This is a genomic window from Halomonas sp. H10-59 (assembly GCF_040070555.1).
Classification (GTDB): Bacteria; Pseudomonadota; Gammaproteobacteria; order Pseudomonadales; family Halomonadaceae; genus Halomonas; species Halomonas litopenaei.
On the sequence record NZ_CP098828.1, the window covers coordinates 526,073 to 542,490 of the forward strand.

Here is a 16,418-nt window from a genome sequence, read left to right on the forward strand (position 1 = left end):
CAAGGAGACCTCCTGTCTAGCTGTGCGCTAACAGCACCTCAAGGACAAACTTGCTACCAAAGTAGGCCAGAAGCAGTGCGATATAGCCTCCCAGGGTCCAGCGCACCGCCCGCATGCCTCGCCATCCAAGGCGGTAGTGACATAGCAGCAGTACCGCGAACACCAGCCAGGCCAGCAGCGACAGCACCGTCTTGTGGACCAGGTGCTGGGCGAACATGTTGTCGAGGAACACGAACCCGCTAGCGATGGCCAGCGTAAGCAGGGCCATGCCCACCCAGATCATCTCGAACAGCACCCGCTCCATGGTGGTCAGCGGCGGCAGTGCCTGTACCACGCCGCGTATCCGGTGATGCTTGAGGGCCTTGTTCTGGACACCTACCAGTATCGCCTGCAGCGAGGCGATGGCCAGCACCGCGAAGGCCAGGGCGGAGCTGACGGCGTGGAAGGCGATGCCGGGGGTCATGCCGTTGGCGCTGGTGGGGGTCGGTAGTTCGGTACCGAGCAGCAGCACCACGCCGGCAAAGGGGAACAGCACGGCGGCGATATTGAGTACCGGCTTGAACAGGCTGGCGCCCAGCAGCACCACCACCGCCAGGGCGGTGACCAGCACCGCGCTGGTGGACAGTCCTGGCAGCATCGAGCCCTCGAGGGCAAGCAGGCCGCCGGCGACGACCAGGTGGAGAGCCGCCGCCAGGGTGCCGAAGCCACGCACCAGTAGGTCGCGCGGAGGTACCCGGCGAATCAGGGTCAGCCCTTGCCAGGAGGCAGCCGCCAGATAGAAGACAAAGGCCAGTAGAGCCAGAGGTAACGCCTGCATGCTGTGCTGTCCGTGCGCCTTGCCGGCGCCTTTGAAGATAGGGATCCTGGGTCCGGGGAATGCCTTCCCCTCGACACCGACTATACCGGATAGCGCCTCGGCTGACAGCCAGCGGGCGGCCTTCTTCGGCTGTCTTGCCGGCAACTGCATGGAGAGTCCGCGTCACAAGGCGTATAATTTGCGCCATCGTCAAGGCCGCGCACCGGCGGCCGTCTCAAGGGGCGTCTCGACAAGGGCGCCTTGAGGCCATCGCATTTGGAGAGGCCCATGTTTCAGAACCTGAGCGAGCGTCTGTCCCAGACGCTGAAGTCGATCAAGGGTCAGGCACGCCTGACCGACGACAACATCAAGGACACCCTGCGCGAGGTGCGCAAGGCGCTGCTCGAGGCGGACGTTGCCCTGCCGGTGGTCAAGGCGTTCATCGAGCGAGTGCGCGAACGTGCCGTGGGCCAGGAGGTCTCCCGCAGCCTGTCGCCGGGCCAGCAGTTCATCAAGATTGTCCAGCAGGAGCTGGAAGTCACCATGGGCGAGGCCAACGAAGGGCTGTCGCTCAAGGGCACGCCCTCCGTGGTGCTGATGGCCGGCCTGCAGGGTGCGGGCAAGACCACCTCGGTGGCCAAGCTGGGCAAGTATCTGCGCGAGCGCGAAAAGAAGAAGGTGCTGGTGGTTTCCACCGACGTCTACCGCCCCGCCGCCATCGACCAGCTCGAGACCCTGGCCAAGGAGGTCGAGGTCGACTTCTTCCCGTCGCGCTCGGATCAGGCCCCGGTGGACATCGCCACGGCGGCGCTGAAACACGCCAAGATCCAGTTCCATGACGTGGTACTGGTCGATACCGCGGGTCGCCTGGCCATCGACGAAGCGATGATGCAGGAGATCCAGGGGCTGCATCAGGCCATCGAGCCCTCCGAAACGCTGTTTGTGGTCGACTCGATGACCGGCCAGGATGCGGCCAACACCGCCCGCGCCTTCGCCGATGCCCTGCCGCTGACCGGGGTAGTGCTGACCAAGGCCGACGGTGATGCCCGTGGCGGTGCCGCCTTGTCGGTGCGTCACGTCACCGGTCGTCCGATCAAGTTCATGGGTGTCGGCGAGAAGGTCGATGCCCTCGAGCCCTTCCATCCGGATCGTGTGGCCTCGCGCATCCTCGGCATGGGCGACGTGCTGTCGCTGATCGAGGAAGCCGAGCGTACCGTCGACAAGGGCAAGGCCGAACAGCTCGCCAAGAAGGTCAAGAAAGGCCAGGGCTTCGATCTCGAGGACTTCCGCGAACAGCTCCAGCAGCTCAAGAAGATGGGCGGCATGAGCGGCCTGATGGGCAAGCTGCCGGGCATGGGGCAGATGGCCGAGATGGCCCAGGGGCCTGGGCCCGAAAAGGAGCTTGGCAAGCTCGAGGCGCTGATCAACTCGATGACGCCGAAGGAACGCCGTAATCCGGACATCATCAACGGCTCGCGCAAGCGCCGTATCGCCGCCGGTGCCGGCCTGCAGGTGCCGGACCTCAATCGTCTGCTCAAGCAGCACAAGCAGATGCAGAAGATGATGAAGAAGGCCGGTAAGAAAGGCGGCATGCAGAAAATGATGAGGGGCATGTCCGGCATGATGGGCGGAGGTGGCCCTGGCGGCCCCGGAGGCATGGGTGGCATGGGTGGCCCCGGCGGCATGCCCTGGCGCTGAGTTAGTTTTTTCGCTGATGCTGTTTTTAATGCCAAGCGCCCAAGCGTGATGAAGATGCAATACGCTGGGCCCGCCACTCCCGGTCCTGGCACCGCTGGTGCGCCGCTCGTCAAGGGATGAGCGGCAAAAAAGGTTCCCTTGGGGGGTGGTTTTCCGTAGAATACTGCCTCTTCACTCGAGGACCGCGCCTGGCGCGGCCCTCGTCGTGAGCGAAACACCGGTGGCTGGCCTGGCCGTCGCCGTTATCTGAAATCCCAACCGAAGGACAGTCAACGTATGGTTACCATTCGTCTGGCACGTGGTGGCGCCAAGAAGCGTCCCTTCTACCACCTCGCCGTGACCGATTCCCGCAACGCCCGCGACGGCCGCTTCATCGAGCGTCTGGGCTTCTTCAACCCGGTGGCCCGTGGCCAGGAAGAGCGTCTGCGCATCGACCTCGACCGCATCGCCCACTGGCAGTCCCACGGCGCGCAGCTGTCTGACCGCGTCGCCGAGCTGGTCAAGGAAGCTCGTAAGCAGGCCTGAGGCGCAAGCCTTGCCTGTGAATGTCCCGGTGTGAAAGAGGTTTGACCCAGATGGCATCGCCACAACGCCCTAGCGCGCAGCGCCAAGCGCAAGACGATCGCCACAGCGACGATTACGTCGTGCTGGGCAAGCTGACCAGTCCTTACGGCATCAAGGGCTGGCTGAAGGTGTATTCCTACACCTCACCCATGGAAGGCATTCTCGACTATGCCGAATGGGTGGTCCGTCACGACGGACAGATTTCGCGCCATCGCCTCAAGCAGGGGCGCAAGCAGGGACAGGGCCTGGTCGCCCAACTGGACGGTGTCGATGACCGTGACCGCGCCGAGAGTCTGGCCGGAGCGGACATCCTGCTGGCCAAGCAAGACTTGCCCGAACTCGACAGTGAAGAGTACTACTGGCACCAGTTGGAAGGCCTCAGGGTCGTCACGCTGGAAGGGGTGTCTCTGGGACGCCTGGCCTACCTGTTCGAGACCGGTGCCAACGACGTCATGGTCGTGAAGGGCGGCGACGCCCCGGACGATCGCGAACGTCTGCTTCCCTACCTGCCCGATGACGTGGTCAAGCGCGTCGATCTCGAGGCAGGAGAGATGCTGGTCGACTGGGACCCGGAGTTTTGAGCGCAGTGCGTTCGAAAACCGCGTCGACAGGAGATCGATAACGTGTGGATAGGGGTGGTGTCACTGTTTCCGGAAATGTTCGAGGCGATTACTCGTCACGGCGTGACCGGCAGGGCCGTCGACAAGGGCCAGGTGACGCTGGAGTTCTGGAACCCCCGGGACTACGCCACCGACCGCCATCGCACCGTGGATGATCGCCCCTATGGCGGTGGTCCCGGCATGCTGATGAAGGTCGACACCCTGAGAAGTGCCATCCACGACGCCCGCAGCCGGGCCCTGGCGGCCACCGGCGAGCGTCCCAAGGTGATCTACCTGTCGCCCCAGGGGCGCAGACTGGATCAGCAGGGCGCGCGGGAACTGGCGTCCGGACCGCCCCTGGTGGTGGTGGCGGGGCGTTACGAAGGCATCGATGAACGCGTGGTCGAAGCGGACATCGATGAGGAGTGGTCGATCGGCGACTATGTCCTGAGCGGGGGAGAGCTGCCCGCCATGGTGCTGATCGATACGGCGGCAAGGCTGGTGCCCGGTGTACTGGGGCATCAGGATTCCGCGGTCGAGGACTCCTTCAACGACGGTCTGCTGGACTGTCCGCACTATACGCGCCCGGAGGAAATCGACGGTCGCAAGGTGCCGGACGTGCTGCTCAGCGGTCACCACGGACAGATCCGTCAGTGGCGGATGAAACAGTCCCTGGGGCGTACCTGGCAACGGCGGCCCGACCTGCTCGAGGGCAGGCAGCTGTCGAAGGAGCAGAAGCGGCTGTTGAACGAGTTCATCGACGAACACGCCGACAAGGCGGAGGTGCAGGACGAACGTCGGGATTCCGACGAGGCGGCCAGTCGCCGCTGACGGACCTGCGTCATCAACGACCCGCGCGCTCGAGCTTCGAGGGCCGGGATCACGATCCATCGGCACCCACGACCGATCGATGGATCACAACGATTTCAGGAGTGAGTCAAATGAGCAGCAAGAACAAGGTGATCCAGGCGCTCGAAGCCGAGCAGATGAGCAAGCAGGTGCCGGACTTTGCACCGGGCGACACCATCGTCGTTCAGGTCAAGGTCAAGGAAGGCAACCGCGAGCGTCTCCAGGCCTTCGAAGGCGTGGTCATCGGCAAGCGTAACCGCGGTCTGAACTCCGCTTTCACCGTGCGCAAGATCTCCCACGGCGTCGGCGTCGAGCGTACCTTCCAGACCTACAGCCCGCTGGTCGACTCCATCAGCGTCAAGCGTCGCGGTGACGTGCGCCAGGCCAAGCTGTACTACCTCCGTGAGCGTAGCGGCAAGTCTGCACGGATCAAGGAAAAGCTGGCCTAAGACGCGTAAGCGTCTGCCAGTCCGAGGGAGGCCCTGCCTCCCTCGCCCGACACCCCGTCACCACCTTCGTGGGGCGGGGTGTCGGTGCATTGGGGGCCCTCTCGTGCTTCACCAGTGCCCTCGATGGCTAGCCACCAGAGCCCAGGAGGTGTTGCTTGAGCGCCGGCGATCGTCAGACAATCGACCGCTTCCTCGACCAGCTATGGCTCGAGCAGGGCGTCAGCGACCATACCCTGAGCGCCTATCGCCACGATCTGGAGGCCTGGGCCAACTGGCTTTCAGGTCAGTCGTGCGCGTTGCTCACGCCGGGTGAGCGGACCTTGCCGGACTGGCTGGACTCGCGTCGCGAGCAGGGCTACAAGCTCACCAGCAATGCCCGGCTGCTGTCGAGTCTCAGGCGCTTCTACCGCTGGGCCCTGGCCGAAGGGATGATCGAAGCGGATCCGCTGGCCCGGGTGCGCCTGCCGCGGGTGCGGCCATCGTTGCCGGACACCCTGGACGAGGACGAGGTCGAGCGCCTGCTGAATGCGCCGGACCTGTCCACCGCCCTGGGACTGCGCGATCGCGCCATGCTCGAGGTGCTGTATGGCGCAGGGCTTCGCGTCAGCGAACTGGTCGGTCTGACCACCGATGCGGTCAATCTGCGTCAGGGCGTGGTGCGGGTGCGCGGCAAGGGGCAGAAGGACCGTCTGGTGCCGCTGGGCGAGGAAGCCGGCCACTGGCTCGAGCGCTACCTGCGCCAGGGGCGTAGCGAGCTGATGAGCGATATCCAGCGTCCGGCGCTGTTCCCCGGACGGGGCGACGGCGCCATGACCCGCCAGACCTTCTGGCACCGAATCAAGCACTACGCCAGTGTGGCAGGCATCGATCGTCCGCTGTCGCCACACACCCTGAGGCACGCCTTTGCCACCCATCTGTTGAATCATGGGGCCAATCTGCGTGTCGTACAGATGCTGCTGGGGCACTCGGACCTGTCGACGACCCAGATCTACACCCATGTGGCGCAGGCGCGACTGGAAGCCCTGCACGCCGACCATCATCCTCGAGGCTGACCCATGAAACGCCCTCTGTTCGTGCTTTCCCTGCCCGCTCTGCTCACCGCTGCCCTGTGGACCAGCGGTGCGCTGGCGGCCCCCCCCGCCGCGCTCAACGAGCTTGAGGTGAACGGCCAGAAGATGCCGGTGAGTCAGGTGCTGGATACCCCCATGGACGGCATCTACGAGGTGCGTCTGGAGACCGGGGAGTCCTTTTACACCAACGAGAGCGGCAGCCACTTCCTGGTGGGGGATCTGTACCAGAACGCCGAGGACGGCCTGGTCAACCTGTCCGAGCAGAGCCGCAACGCCAGCCGCGCCAGCCGCGTGGCGGCCATCGACGAGTCCGAGCAGATCGTCTATCGCGGGGTCGATGAGCCCAAGGCCACCATCCACGTCTTCACCGATACCACCTGTCCTTACTGCCGCAAGCTGCACGAGGAAGTGCCGCGCCTCAACGAGCTGGGCATCCAGGTCAACTACCTGGCCTTCCCGCGTGGCGGCATGCAGAGCGAAGGCGCCCGCCAGCTCGAACAGGTGTGGTGCGCCGACAATACCAGCGAGGCGATGACCGCCGCCAAGAGTGGAGAGGTTCCGAGCGGCGCCACAAGCTGCGACAATCCGGTGGAGCGGCAGTATCATCTGGGGCTGGAGCTGGGCGTGCAGGGCACGCCGGCGATCATCCTGCCCGACGGCACCATGGTCCCGGGCTATGTGCCCGCCGAACGGCTGGCCGAGCGCCTCGGCATCGACGGCTGAGCCCGTCTGACAACACAATCGAGAAGGCTCGAGCCAGACTCGGGCCTCGCCAAATCGCTGACACAGCCGTCGCTTGCGGCGACGGTCGAGAAGGGAGAATGACATTGAAACCGGTGAGAGTGGGAATCTGTGGGCTGGGTACCGTCGGTGGCGGCACCTTCAATGTACTGACGCGCAACGCCGACGAGATCGCTCGGCGTGCCGGTCGCCCGCTGGTGATCGAGCAGGTCGCCCATCGCAGCATCAATCCCGCCTGTGACCTTACCGGTATTCGTACCACCAAGGACGTCTTCGAGGTGGCGACCAACCCCGACATCGACGTGGTGGTGGAGCTGATCGGCGGCTACGACGTGGCCCGCGAGCTGGTGATGATGGCCATCGAGAATGGCAAGCACGTGGTCACCGCCAACAAGGCGCTGATCGCGGTGCACGGCAACGAGATCTTCAAGGCGGCCCATGAAAAGGGCGTGATCGTGGCCTTCGAGGCCGCCGTGGCCGGCGGTATCCCGGTAATCAAGTCGCTGCGCGAGGGCCTGGGTGCCAACCGCATCAGCTGGGTGGCGGGTATCATCAACGGTACCGGCAACTACATCCTGACCCATATGCGCGACGAGGGCCGGGCGTTCGAGGACGTGCTCGCCGAGGCCCAGGCGCTGGGCTACGCCGAGGCCGATCCGACCTTCGACGTGGAAGGCATCGACGCCGCCCACAAGCTGACCATCCTGGCGTCCATCGCCTACGGTGTGCCGCTGCAGTTCGAGAAGGCCTACACCGAGGGTATCTCTCGGGTCACCGCGGAGGACGTCGAGCAGGCCGACAACCTGGGCTACATCATCAAGCACCTGGGCATCTCCAAGCGCACCGGTGACGGCCTCGAACTGCGCGTCCATCCGACGCTGATTCCCAAGGAGCGGCTCCTGGCCAGCGTCCACGGGGTCAAGAACGCCATCGCCGTGATGGGTGACGCCGTCGGTCCGACCCTCTACTACGGTGCCGGCGCCGGTGACGAGCCCACCGCCTCGGCGGTGGTCGCCGACCTGCTCGACGTGGCCCGCGACATCTCCACCGAGCATCGCTATCGCACGCCTTATCTGGCCTTCTGCGGCGTCACCGATGACTGTGACGAGCTGCCGATCATGCCCATGGAAGACATCACCACGGCCTACTACCTGCGCCTGCTGGCGGTGGACCGCCCCGGCGTGCTGGCGCGGGTGGCGACCATCCTCTCCGAGGAGGGTATCTCCATCGAGGCGCTGATCCAGAAGGAGGCCACCGAGGGCGAACTGGTGCCGATCATCCTGCTGACCCACCGTACCCTCGAGAAGCACATGAACGAGGCCATTCGCCGCATCGAGTCCCTGGCCGACATCGCCGGCTCGGTGACCCGCATTCGCGTCGAGAGCCTCGACGAGCAGGACTGATGATGCCTGCGGGAGCGGGCCCAGGCTCGCTTTCGCGGGCGCTTCGCTGGAATCTCAGGCCGCGCCCCGGGCGGCGGCAAGGAATCACAAGATGCGCTATATCAGCACCCGCGGGCAGGCGCCCGCGCTGTCCTTCGAAGAAGTCGTCCTTACCGGCATGGCCGCCGACGGTGGCCTCTACGTTCCCGAGGACTTCCCTCACCTGAGCGCCGACGACCTGGCCGACATGGCCGGGCTGTCCTACGCCGAGATCGCCTTTCGGGTGATGAAGCCCTTCGTCGGTGGCGAGATCGACGACGACACCTTCCGTGGCCTGGTCAAGGACGCCTACGCGACCTTCAGTCACGACGCCGTGGTGCCGCTCAATCAGCTCGACGCCAACCACTTCCTGCTCGAGCTGTTCCACGGTCCGACCCTGGCGTTCAAGGACGTGGCCCTGCAGCTGCTCGGACGTATCCTCGATCACTTCCTCAAGAAGCGTGGCGAGCGCGCGGTGATCATGGGCGCCACGTCCGGCGACACCGGCTCGGCGGCGATCGAGGGCTGTCGTCACTGTGACAACCTCGACATCTTTATCCTGCACCCCCACAACCGGGTGTCCGAGGTACAGCGCCGGCAGATGACCACGGTACTGGCCGACAACGTCTTCAACGTCGCCATCGAAGGCAACTTCGACGACGCCCAGGCCATGGTCAAGGCCAGCTTCGCCGACCAGAGCTTCCTCGATGGGGCTCGGCTGGTGGCGGTGAATTCGATCAACTGGGCGCGGATCATGGCCCAGGTGGTCTACTACGTGGCCTCCGCCGTGGCGGTGGGTGCGCCCCAGCGTCAGGTCAGCTTCTGCGTGCCCTCGGCCAACTTCGGCAACGTCTTCGCCGGCTACGTGGCCTACCGCATGGGGCTGCCGGTGAAGCAGTTCATCGTCGCCACCAACGCCAACGATATCCTCCACCGTACCCTGGCCGACAACGACTTCTCCAAGCAGGAACTGCTGGCCACCCTGGCGCCGTCCATGGACATCGTGGTGTCGTCCAACTTCGAACGTCTGCTGTTCGAAGCCTACGACCGCGACGGCGGCGCCGTGGACGAGCTGCTCGGGCGCTTCCAGAACGAGCCGACGGTGCTGGCCGAAGCCCCGCTGGGCCGGCTGCGCGAGGTCTTCTCGAGCCACAGCGTGGATGACGACACCATCCTCGAGGTGATCCGCGAGGCCCACCACCGCACCCAGGAGATCCTCGATCCCCACACCGCGACCGGCTATCGTGCCGCCGAGCGCGAGCGCAGGGACGCCTCTACGCCGATGATCACCCTGGCCACCGCCCACCCGGCCAAGTTTGCCGAGGCGGTGGTCAAGGCCGGCTTCCCGGGTGTGCCGCTACCGCCACATATGGACGATCTGCTCGAGCGCGAGGAACGCTACGAGGTGCTGCCGGCTAGACTCGAAGCGGTACAGGCCTTCGTCGCCGAACATCGTCGTCGCTGAGGCCTTCGGCATGGGGCCGAGCGCCTTGCGGCGTTCGGCTCGGTTTTGTGCCAATCGGTTCTTATCCATCGGTTTTTGCCAAGGGTGCCCGCTGCCGGGCATCCCGACAGGGAGACTTCCATGAAGCTGTGGGGACGCAACAACTCGGTCAACGTCAAGAAGCCCGTCTGGTGTGCCATCGAGCTGGGGATCGACCTCGAACGGGTCGATCTGGGAGGGCCCTTCGGTGGGCTCGATACGCCGGAATTCCTGGCCAAGAATCCCAACGGCCTGATTCCCTGTCTCGAGGACGGCGACCTGGTGCTGTGGGAATCCCACACCATCGTCCGCTATCTGGCCGATGTGCACGGTGACGGTCGGCTCGCGACCGACTCTGCCGGCGCCAGGGCGCGCTGCAGCATGTGGATGGACTGGGCGCTTGGCAGTCTGGCGGGCCCCTATCGGGATCTGATCATGAACCTGGTGCGCGGCACCCCCGAGACCCGCGACGATGCGGCCATCGAGCGTGGCCTGGCCGGGTTCGAGAAGAGCCTGCGTATCGCCGACGGTGCGCTGGCCCGCCAGCCCTGGCTGTCCGGCGAGGAATTCGGCATCGGTGATATTCCGCTGGGGGCCTACGTCTACCTGTGGTTCGCCCTGGATATCGAGCGCCCGAGCCTGCCGAACCTCGAGGCCTGGTACGAGAAGCTGACCCAGCGCAGCGCCTATCGCGAACACGTGATGCTGCCGATCAGTTAAGTCGATCCAGCTGCGTTGGACGCGCCGGTATCGCGTCGGCGCAGGTGGCGGTCAGCACGCCATCTGCGCCGACCTTCTCGGTTCCCGACACCCTCCTGCGCCAGCCTCGCTTCAACCTTCCAGAGAATCCGATGTCCCACTCTTCTCCGGCAAATACCGGCTCGAGCGAGCATGCCGAGCCGCGTCCGCGTATCGAACCGCGTCCGCGTATCGAACCGCGTCCTCGCAACGAAAGGCTGTATCGGCAGGGACTCGAGGCCGGGCTGTCGGAGCTTCAGGCCCGGCTGCTGGCCGGACGCCTGCCCGACTACCAGGGCGAACTCGGCCCGCTGGTCGACCCGAGTCTACGTCATCTGGTCCATCCCGAGCGTCTGGCCGATGCGCCGAGAGCGGCCGAGCGCATCGCCCAGGCGGTGGCCGAGGGCGAGCACATCGGCATCCTCACCGATTACGACGTGGACGGCATCACCTCCCACGTGGTGATCCGGCGCACCCTGAACGAACTGTTCGGGGTGCCAGAGTCACGTCTGCACAGTCTGATCGGTCACCGTATTCATGACGGCTATGGCATCAGCCTGCCGCTGGTGGAGCGCACCCTGAAGCTGACCCCGCGGCCCAGCCTGGTGATTACCGCCGACTGCGGCAGCAGCGACGAGGCGCGTATCGCCAGGCTCAAGGCGGCGGGAATCGACGTGGTGGTCAGCGATCACCACGCTCTGCCCCAGGAAGGGCCGCCGCCCTCGGCCTATGCCACGGTCAATCCGACCCGAGCCGACTGCGACTACCCGGACGCCACCATCGCCGGCTGCATGGTGGCCTGGCTGTTGATGTCGCTGACCCGCCAGGTACTGATCGAACAGGCGGTACTGTCGCCGTCCACGCCCAAGCTCTCGCCCTGGCTGTCCTACGTGGCGCTGGGCACCGTGGCCGACTGTGTGTCACTGGGTGGCAGCGCCATCAACCGGGCGGTGGTGCGCCACGGTCTGGCGCTGATCAATCGCATGGGCGAGCCCTGCTGGCGGGTAATGGCGGAGCGCCTGGGCGCCGACAGCGTGCCCTTCGACGCCGAGACCCTGGGCTTCCAGATGGGGCCGAGAATCAACGCCCGTTCGCGTCTCGACGATCCCTACGCGGCGCTTCACTTCATGCTCGCCGGGGATGACGGGGTGGCGCGGCGTCACCTGGAGACCCTGGACGCCGACAACCAGTCGCGCAAGGCCATCGAAGCCGACATGGTCGCCGAGGCCAGGCTGCTGGCCCGCCGGGCGCTGGACGCCGACGAGCCGGTGGTCATCGTCTATCTGGAGAACGGCCATCCGGGGGTTCAGGGCATCGTCGCCTCGCGCCTGGTGCAGGCCTACGGACGGCCGACCCTGGTGCTGACCCCCGCCGCAGAGGCCGGCATGCTGACCGGCTCCGGACGCTCGGTGGAGGCGCTGCACCTGCGCGATGCTCTGCAGCGCGCCCACGACCTGGCCCCCGAGGCGCTTACGCGTTTCGGCGGCCACCGGGGCGCCGCCGGCGTCGGCGTGGTACAGGAACGTCTCGACGACTTCCGCCAGGCGCTGATCACCGCGGTCAGCGAACAGCTCGGCGATCTGGAACTGGTGCCCAGGCTCTACACCGACGGTGAACTCGGCGAGCATCAGCTAAGCCTCGAGACCCTGGCCGAGATCGAGGGCCTTGGCCCCTTCGGCCGCGAGTTCGAGGCGCCGCTGTTCGAGGGGCGCTTTCTGGTGGAGCGGCTCAAGCCGGTGGGTGACGGCAGTCACCTGACCCTGGAGCTGTCCTGTCGCGGACTGACCCTGAAGGCCATCTGGTTTCGCTGCCTGACCCCCGGCCAGTTGCCGGACTTCGACGTGGGCGCCACCCTGCACTGCGCCTACAAGCTCAATCGCAACCGCTTCCGCGGACGTGAGTCGCTGCAGCTGATGGTGGAGCACGCAGAGCCCATCGAATAAGCCCGTCGAATAAGCCCGTCGACTAGGCCCGTCGAATAAGCCCATCGACCCAGCCCGTCGACTGGGCCTGTCGACGGGGCCGCTCGGCTGACGTGCCCGATCGAGTCGTCCCGCGACAGTGTCGATGCTGTTATCAATAGTTCGGCCAGATGCCCGGGGTGGCGAGTTCCAGCAGGTGGCCGTCGGGGTCGCGGAAGTACAGGCTCTCGCCGCCCTTGGGCCAGTGGGTACGACCCTCGATCTCGACCCCGTGGGCGCCGAGGCGCGTCTCCCAGGCACCGAGCTCCTCGCGGTCGATGGCCAGAGCCATATGCACCCAGCCGCGGCCGTCGTGGGGCGGGATGGTGCCCATGTCATCCGGCAGCACCACCGTCTCCAGGGTCTCGCCCTCGAGAAACAGCAGCAGCACCGAAGGGCCGACCTGGTAGGCGGTGAAGCGATGGTCGGCGTTGAAGGGGGCAAGCCCCATCACCTCCTCGAAGAAGGCTCGCGCCCGCGCCATGTCGGCCACGTACAGGGCGGTTTCCAGCACCGACCTGAGGCGGGGGCTGGGGCTCGAATCCAGGTCACTCACGGAAGGCTTGCTCATGGGGCGCTCCTTGGCGTGGCGGTCTCTTCAGGATAGCCAGAACCACCACACAATCAGGCCGATCAATCCCAGTCCCGTCAGGGTCACCACGATACTCATGACAGCACCTCCTGCGATGGCGGGGTGGCGGCCTGCGACGTGCGCTCGCTTTCAGCGCGCAGGCGCTTGAGTCGCAGTCGGTTGGCGTTGGCCACCACGGTGATCGACGAGGCAGACATGGCGGCGCCAGCGATCATCGGTGACAGCAGGGTGCCGGTGAGCGGGTAGAAAAGGCCGGCCGCGATGGGGATGCACAGGGCGTTGTAGCCCAGTGCGCCCCACAGGTTCTGGCGGATATTGGCCAGGGTCGCCTGACTGATCTCGATGGCGGCGGCGACGCCGTGAAGCGATGAGCGCATCAGCGTCACCCCGGCGCTTTCGATGGCCACGTCGGTGCCCTGGCCGATGGCGAAGCCGACGTCGGCCCGGGCCAGGGCGGGGGCGTCGTTGATGCCATCGCCCACCATGCCGACGACTTCGCCCTCGGCCTGAAGGCGCTCGATCTCGGCGTGCTTGTCCTCCGGCGACAGTTCGGCGTGGACCTCATCGATGCCGACCTCTTCCCCAATCGCGCGGGCGGTGGCGCTATTGTCGCCGGTCAGCATCACCACCTTGAGGCCATCGGCCCGCAGTCGCGCCACCGCGTCGAGGCTGTCCTCGCGCAACGGATCCTCGATGGCGAAGCCCGCCGTCAGGACGCCGTCCAGCGACAGATAGACCAGGGTGCGGGCCTGGGCCTGCCAGTCGTCGAGCTCATGGTCAGCGAGTGTGACGCCTTCTTCCTGCATCATCGCCGCATTGCCGATGGCCAGGCGGCGTCCCTCGGCGTCCCGGGCACGCACGCCGCGCCCGGTCAGGCTTTCGAAGGCCTCGATGGTGCTGTTGGTGGTAGAAGAAATGTTATAGGCGTTGTTGCCAGGTTCGTCGCTGGTGCCGGCGTCGGCATGGGCATGGTCGTGGGTATAGCGGCCCAGGGCCTCGGCCAGGGGGTGTTCGGAACGGGCCTCGATAGCCGCGACCAGACCCAGCAGCCGGGTGCGGTCGTCGCTGGTGCTGGCCTTGCCATCGAACCAGCGGCAGTCGGTGACCCGGGGGCGACCCTCGGTCAGGGTGCCGGTCTTGTCCACCACCAGGGTGGTCAGTCGACTGGCGGTCTGCAGCGCTTCGCCGGAGCGTATCAGCACGCCGTGCTCGGCGGCCTTGCCCACCCCGATCATGGTCGACAACGGGGTAGCCAGGCCCAGTGCGCAGGGGCAGGCGATGATCAATACCGTGGTGGCGGTGACCAGCATATGGATGACCCGCGGCTCGGGGCCGAGGTGGTACCAGGCCAGGGCGGTGAGCACGGCGATGATCATCACACTGGGCACGAACACCGCCGAAACGCGATCGGCCAGGTTGCCGATGGGCGGCTTGGAGCCCTGGGCGTTGGCTACCTGTTCGGTGATGCGCCCCAGTCGGGTATCGGCACCGACGCGGGTCGCGCGGAACACCAACGACCCCCGGCCGTTGACCGTGCCGGCGCTGACCTCGTCGCCCGGGCCTCGGGCGACCGGCGCGGGCTCACCCGAGAGCATCGATTCGTCGATATGGCTGTCGCCTTCGACTACCTCACCGTCCACGGGCAGGCGCTCGCCGGGCCGCACCCGGATCAGATCGCCCTGGCGAACCTCGTCGATGGGCAGGTCCAGCTCGCCCTCTTCACGTACCACTCGGGCGCTCTGGCTCTGCAGGTCGAGCAGGCGATGCAGGGCGTCCGAGGTCCTGCCCTGGGCACGCAGTTCCAGCGCCTTGCCCAGCAACACCAGGCCGATGATCATGCTCGAGGCCTCGAAGTAGAGCCCTCGGGCGGCCTGTGGCAGCCAAGGGGCAGCCACCACCACCGCCATGGAGTAGAGCCAGGCGGTGCCGGTGCCCAGTGCGATCAGGGTATCCATGTTGGCCTGGTGGTGACGCAGCGCTTTCCAGGCGCCGACGAAGAAGGCGCGTCCCGGGAACGCCAGCACGGCCAGCGTCGCCAGGCCCACCAGTCCCCAGCCAAGGCGGGCAAGACCCGTCGGCTCAGGGTGATGGATCAGCATCATCACCATCAGCGGAACCGCCAGCGCCAGCGAGGCCAGGCTGCCCTTGAGCTTGCGTCGGTATTCGCGCTGGTTGCGTTCGGCACGCTGGCGTTCGGCCTGGCGCAGGTCGACGATGGGTTCGGCGCCGTAGCCCACGGATTCCACCGCTTGAACCAGCGCCTCGGCGTCGACGTCGCCGTGGATCCGCGCGGTATGGGAGGCGAAGTTGACCTCGGCGCGCTCGACCCCTGAGGTGGCGGCCAGCGCCTTTTGCACACTGGCCACGCAGCCGGCGCAGGTCATGCCCTGGATCGCCAGACGCTGCGAAGGCGCTGAGGGCGCTTCTTGCAGCGACGCTGAGGTCTCTCTATGCGGCGACGCTGAGGACGCTTCCTGAGGCGATGGCGCCTCGGCGGGCGCTAGCGGCGTGGTCGTGCTGTCGCTGGCTATCTGCTCATCGGTGGCACTCGCCTCGGTGGGGTAGCCGGCTTGCGACAGCAGGGCGGCTAATTCGTCGGCGCCGAGGCATGAGGCAACCGACAGCGTGCCGCTCCCGGGGTCGCCTTCGACCTGGGCTTCGGCGTCGTGCTCCTGGATGGCCCGGCGCATGCGCCCGACGCAGCCCTGGCAGGACATTCCGGTCACCTGAAATTGGTGCTCCTCGAGGCGATTCATGACGACTCCCGCTGTCTGGCAGTGGCGGATTGTGGTACGGACGCCGTCGGCACGCTTTCGATCAGACGGCACAGGCTGTGTCCGTCCGGCACGCCGTCGGGCAGGTGTTGCCAGCTCTGCATGGCGTCTTCCATGCGCGCTGCCAGGGCCTCGAGCTCGGCGATGCGCCTGCGGATCTGCGGCAGCCGTTCGGCCAGCAGGTCGCGCACCATGGGGCAGGGCGAATCCCCCTGATCGGCATGGGACAGGATGTCGCGAATCTCGGCCAGGCTGAATCCCAGGGTTCGGGCGCGCTGGATAAAGTCCAGACGCTCGCGATCGCGGTCGCCATAGAGGTGATAGCCGTTGTCAGGGTCTCGATCGGGCGCCAGCAGGCCCTCGCGGGTGTAGTGGCGCACCGTCTCGGCGGTCACGCCGGTGATTCTTGCCAGTTCACTGACCTTCATGTGCACTCCTCGGCGCCCATCGGCGCTGCGCATGGGAGAACGATGGGGATAGTGTAAAACCTGTGTGTTGCACAAAGGTCAAGGGCGCCTGAAGTATGCAGGAAGCGTTTTGTTTAGCTTGTCTAAGTCTTTGAAATGACTGAATTGGCAAATGTTCTTTGACCAAAGTATGAGTAATTTGGCCATTAAAACGAACGTTTGGCCTTGAACTCTTTGGCGCCTTCGCAAACACTGCGAGCAGGCCCGTCGACAGGG

At 65.9% G+C, this 16,418-nt stretch carries 15 protein-coding genes; 11 read left to right on the forward strand and 4 right to left on the reverse strand.

The features are described from left to right. Positions 1-16: 16 nt before the first annotated feature. Entirely contained in the window at positions 17-817 is an 801-nt protein-coding gene (ccsA, locus tag NFG57_RS02425) for a cytochrome c biogenesis protein CcsA (RefSeq protein ID WP_045991335.1), read from the reverse strand. Positions 818-1,084: 267 nt separating this feature from the next. On the opposite strand from ccsA, the gene ffh reads away from it, so the two are divergent. The 11 genes from ffh (at position 1,085) to recJ (ending at position 12,351) form a co-directional block, all read left to right on the forward strand. Further along, complete coding sequence (ffh, locus tag NFG57_RS02430) at positions 1,085-2,494, forward strand: signal recognition particle protein (RefSeq protein WP_045991334.1); 1,410 nt, start codon at positions 1,085-1,087, stop codon at positions 2,492-2,494. A 276-nt stretch (positions 2,495-2,770) separates the two neighbouring features. Beyond that, positions 2,771-3,019, forward strand: a complete 249-nt coding sequence (gene rpsP / locus NFG57_RS02435) for a 30S ribosomal protein S16 (RefSeq protein WP_045991333.1) — start codon at positions 2,771-2,773, stop codon at positions 3,017-3,019. Positions 3,020-3,069: 50 nt separating this feature from the next. Further along, positions 3,070-3,639 carry a ribosome maturation factor RimM gene (gene rimM / locus NFG57_RS02440; protein ID WP_045991332.1) on the forward strand — a complete coding sequence of 190 codons (570 nt, stop codon included), beginning with the start codon at positions 3,070-3,072 and terminating at the stop codon, positions 3,637-3,639. A gap of 42 nt (positions 3,640-3,681) precedes the next feature. Next, positions 3,682-4,488, forward strand: coding sequence for a tRNA (guanosine(37)-N1)-methyltransferase TrmD (trmD, locus tag NFG57_RS02445; protein ID WP_213230526.1), 807 nt, complete (start codon positions 3,682-3,684; stop codon positions 4,486-4,488). Between the two features lie 110 nt (positions 4,489-4,598). Continuing rightward, positions 4,599-4,955, forward strand: coding sequence for a 50S ribosomal protein L19 (rplS, locus tag NFG57_RS02450; RefSeq protein ID WP_045991330.1), 357 nt, complete (start codon positions 4,599-4,601; stop codon positions 4,953-4,955). Between the two features lie 155 nt (positions 4,956-5,110). Then, positions 5,111-6,007, forward strand: a complete 897-nt coding sequence (xerD, locus tag NFG57_RS02455) for a site-specific tyrosine recombinase XerD (protein ID WP_239452500.1) — start codon at positions 5,111-5,113, stop codon at positions 6,005-6,007. Positions 6,008-6,010: 3 nt separating this feature from the next. Beyond that, positions 6,011-6,748 carry a DsbC family protein gene (locus NFG57_RS02460; RefSeq protein ID WP_045991329.1) on the forward strand — a complete coding sequence of 246 codons (738 nt, stop codon included), beginning with the start codon at positions 6,011-6,013 and terminating at the stop codon, positions 6,746-6,748. A gap of 104 nt (positions 6,749-6,852) precedes the next feature. Beyond that, positions 6,853-8,169, forward strand: a complete 1,317-nt coding sequence (locus NFG57_RS02465; protein WP_045991328.1) for a homoserine dehydrogenase — start codon at positions 6,853-6,855, stop codon at positions 8,167-8,169. Positions 8,170-8,260: 91 nt separating this feature from the next. After that, the gene (thrC, locus tag NFG57_RS02470) at positions 8,261-9,652 is read left to right on the forward strand and encodes a threonine synthase (protein WP_045991327.1); all 1,392 of its coding nucleotides are present in this window, start codon (positions 8,261-8,263) and stop codon (positions 9,650-9,652) included. Between the two features lie 120 nt (positions 9,653-9,772). Further along, entirely contained in the window at positions 9,773-10,390 is a 618-nt protein-coding gene (locus NFG57_RS02475; protein WP_045991326.1) for a glutathione S-transferase, read from the forward strand. A gap of 131 nt (positions 10,391-10,521) precedes the next feature. Next, positions 10,522-12,351, forward strand: a complete 1,830-nt coding sequence (gene recJ, locus NFG57_RS02480; protein ID WP_348815284.1) for a single-stranded-DNA-specific exonuclease RecJ — start codon at positions 10,522-10,524, stop codon at positions 12,349-12,351. A 133-nt stretch (positions 12,352-12,484) separates the two neighbouring features. Here the strand turns inward: recJ and NFG57_RS02485 are convergent, their stop codons facing one another. The 3 genes from NFG57_RS02485 to NFG57_RS02495 all read right to left on the reverse strand — a co-directional run bounded on the left by NFG57_RS02485 (position 12,485) and on the right by NFG57_RS02495 (position 16,163). Further along, positions 12,485-12,940 (reverse strand): VOC family protein, encoded by a 456-nt coding sequence (locus tag NFG57_RS02485; RefSeq protein ID WP_222515706.1) that lies wholly within the window; start codon positions 12,938-12,940, stop codon positions 12,485-12,487. A gap of 95 nt (positions 12,941-13,035) precedes the next feature. Continuing rightward, positions 13,036-15,717, reverse strand: coding sequence for a heavy metal translocating P-type ATPase (locus tag NFG57_RS02490; protein ID WP_222515705.1), 2,682 nt, complete (start codon positions 15,715-15,717; stop codon positions 13,036-13,038). After that, positions 15,714-16,163, reverse strand: a complete 450-nt coding sequence (locus tag NFG57_RS02495) for a MerR family transcriptional regulator (protein WP_045991319.1) — start codon at positions 16,161-16,163, stop codon at positions 15,714-15,716. Before NFG57_RS02495 ends, NFG57_RS02490 begins: the two co-directional genes overlap by 4 nt. Positions 16,164-16,418 lie beyond the last annotated feature (255 nt).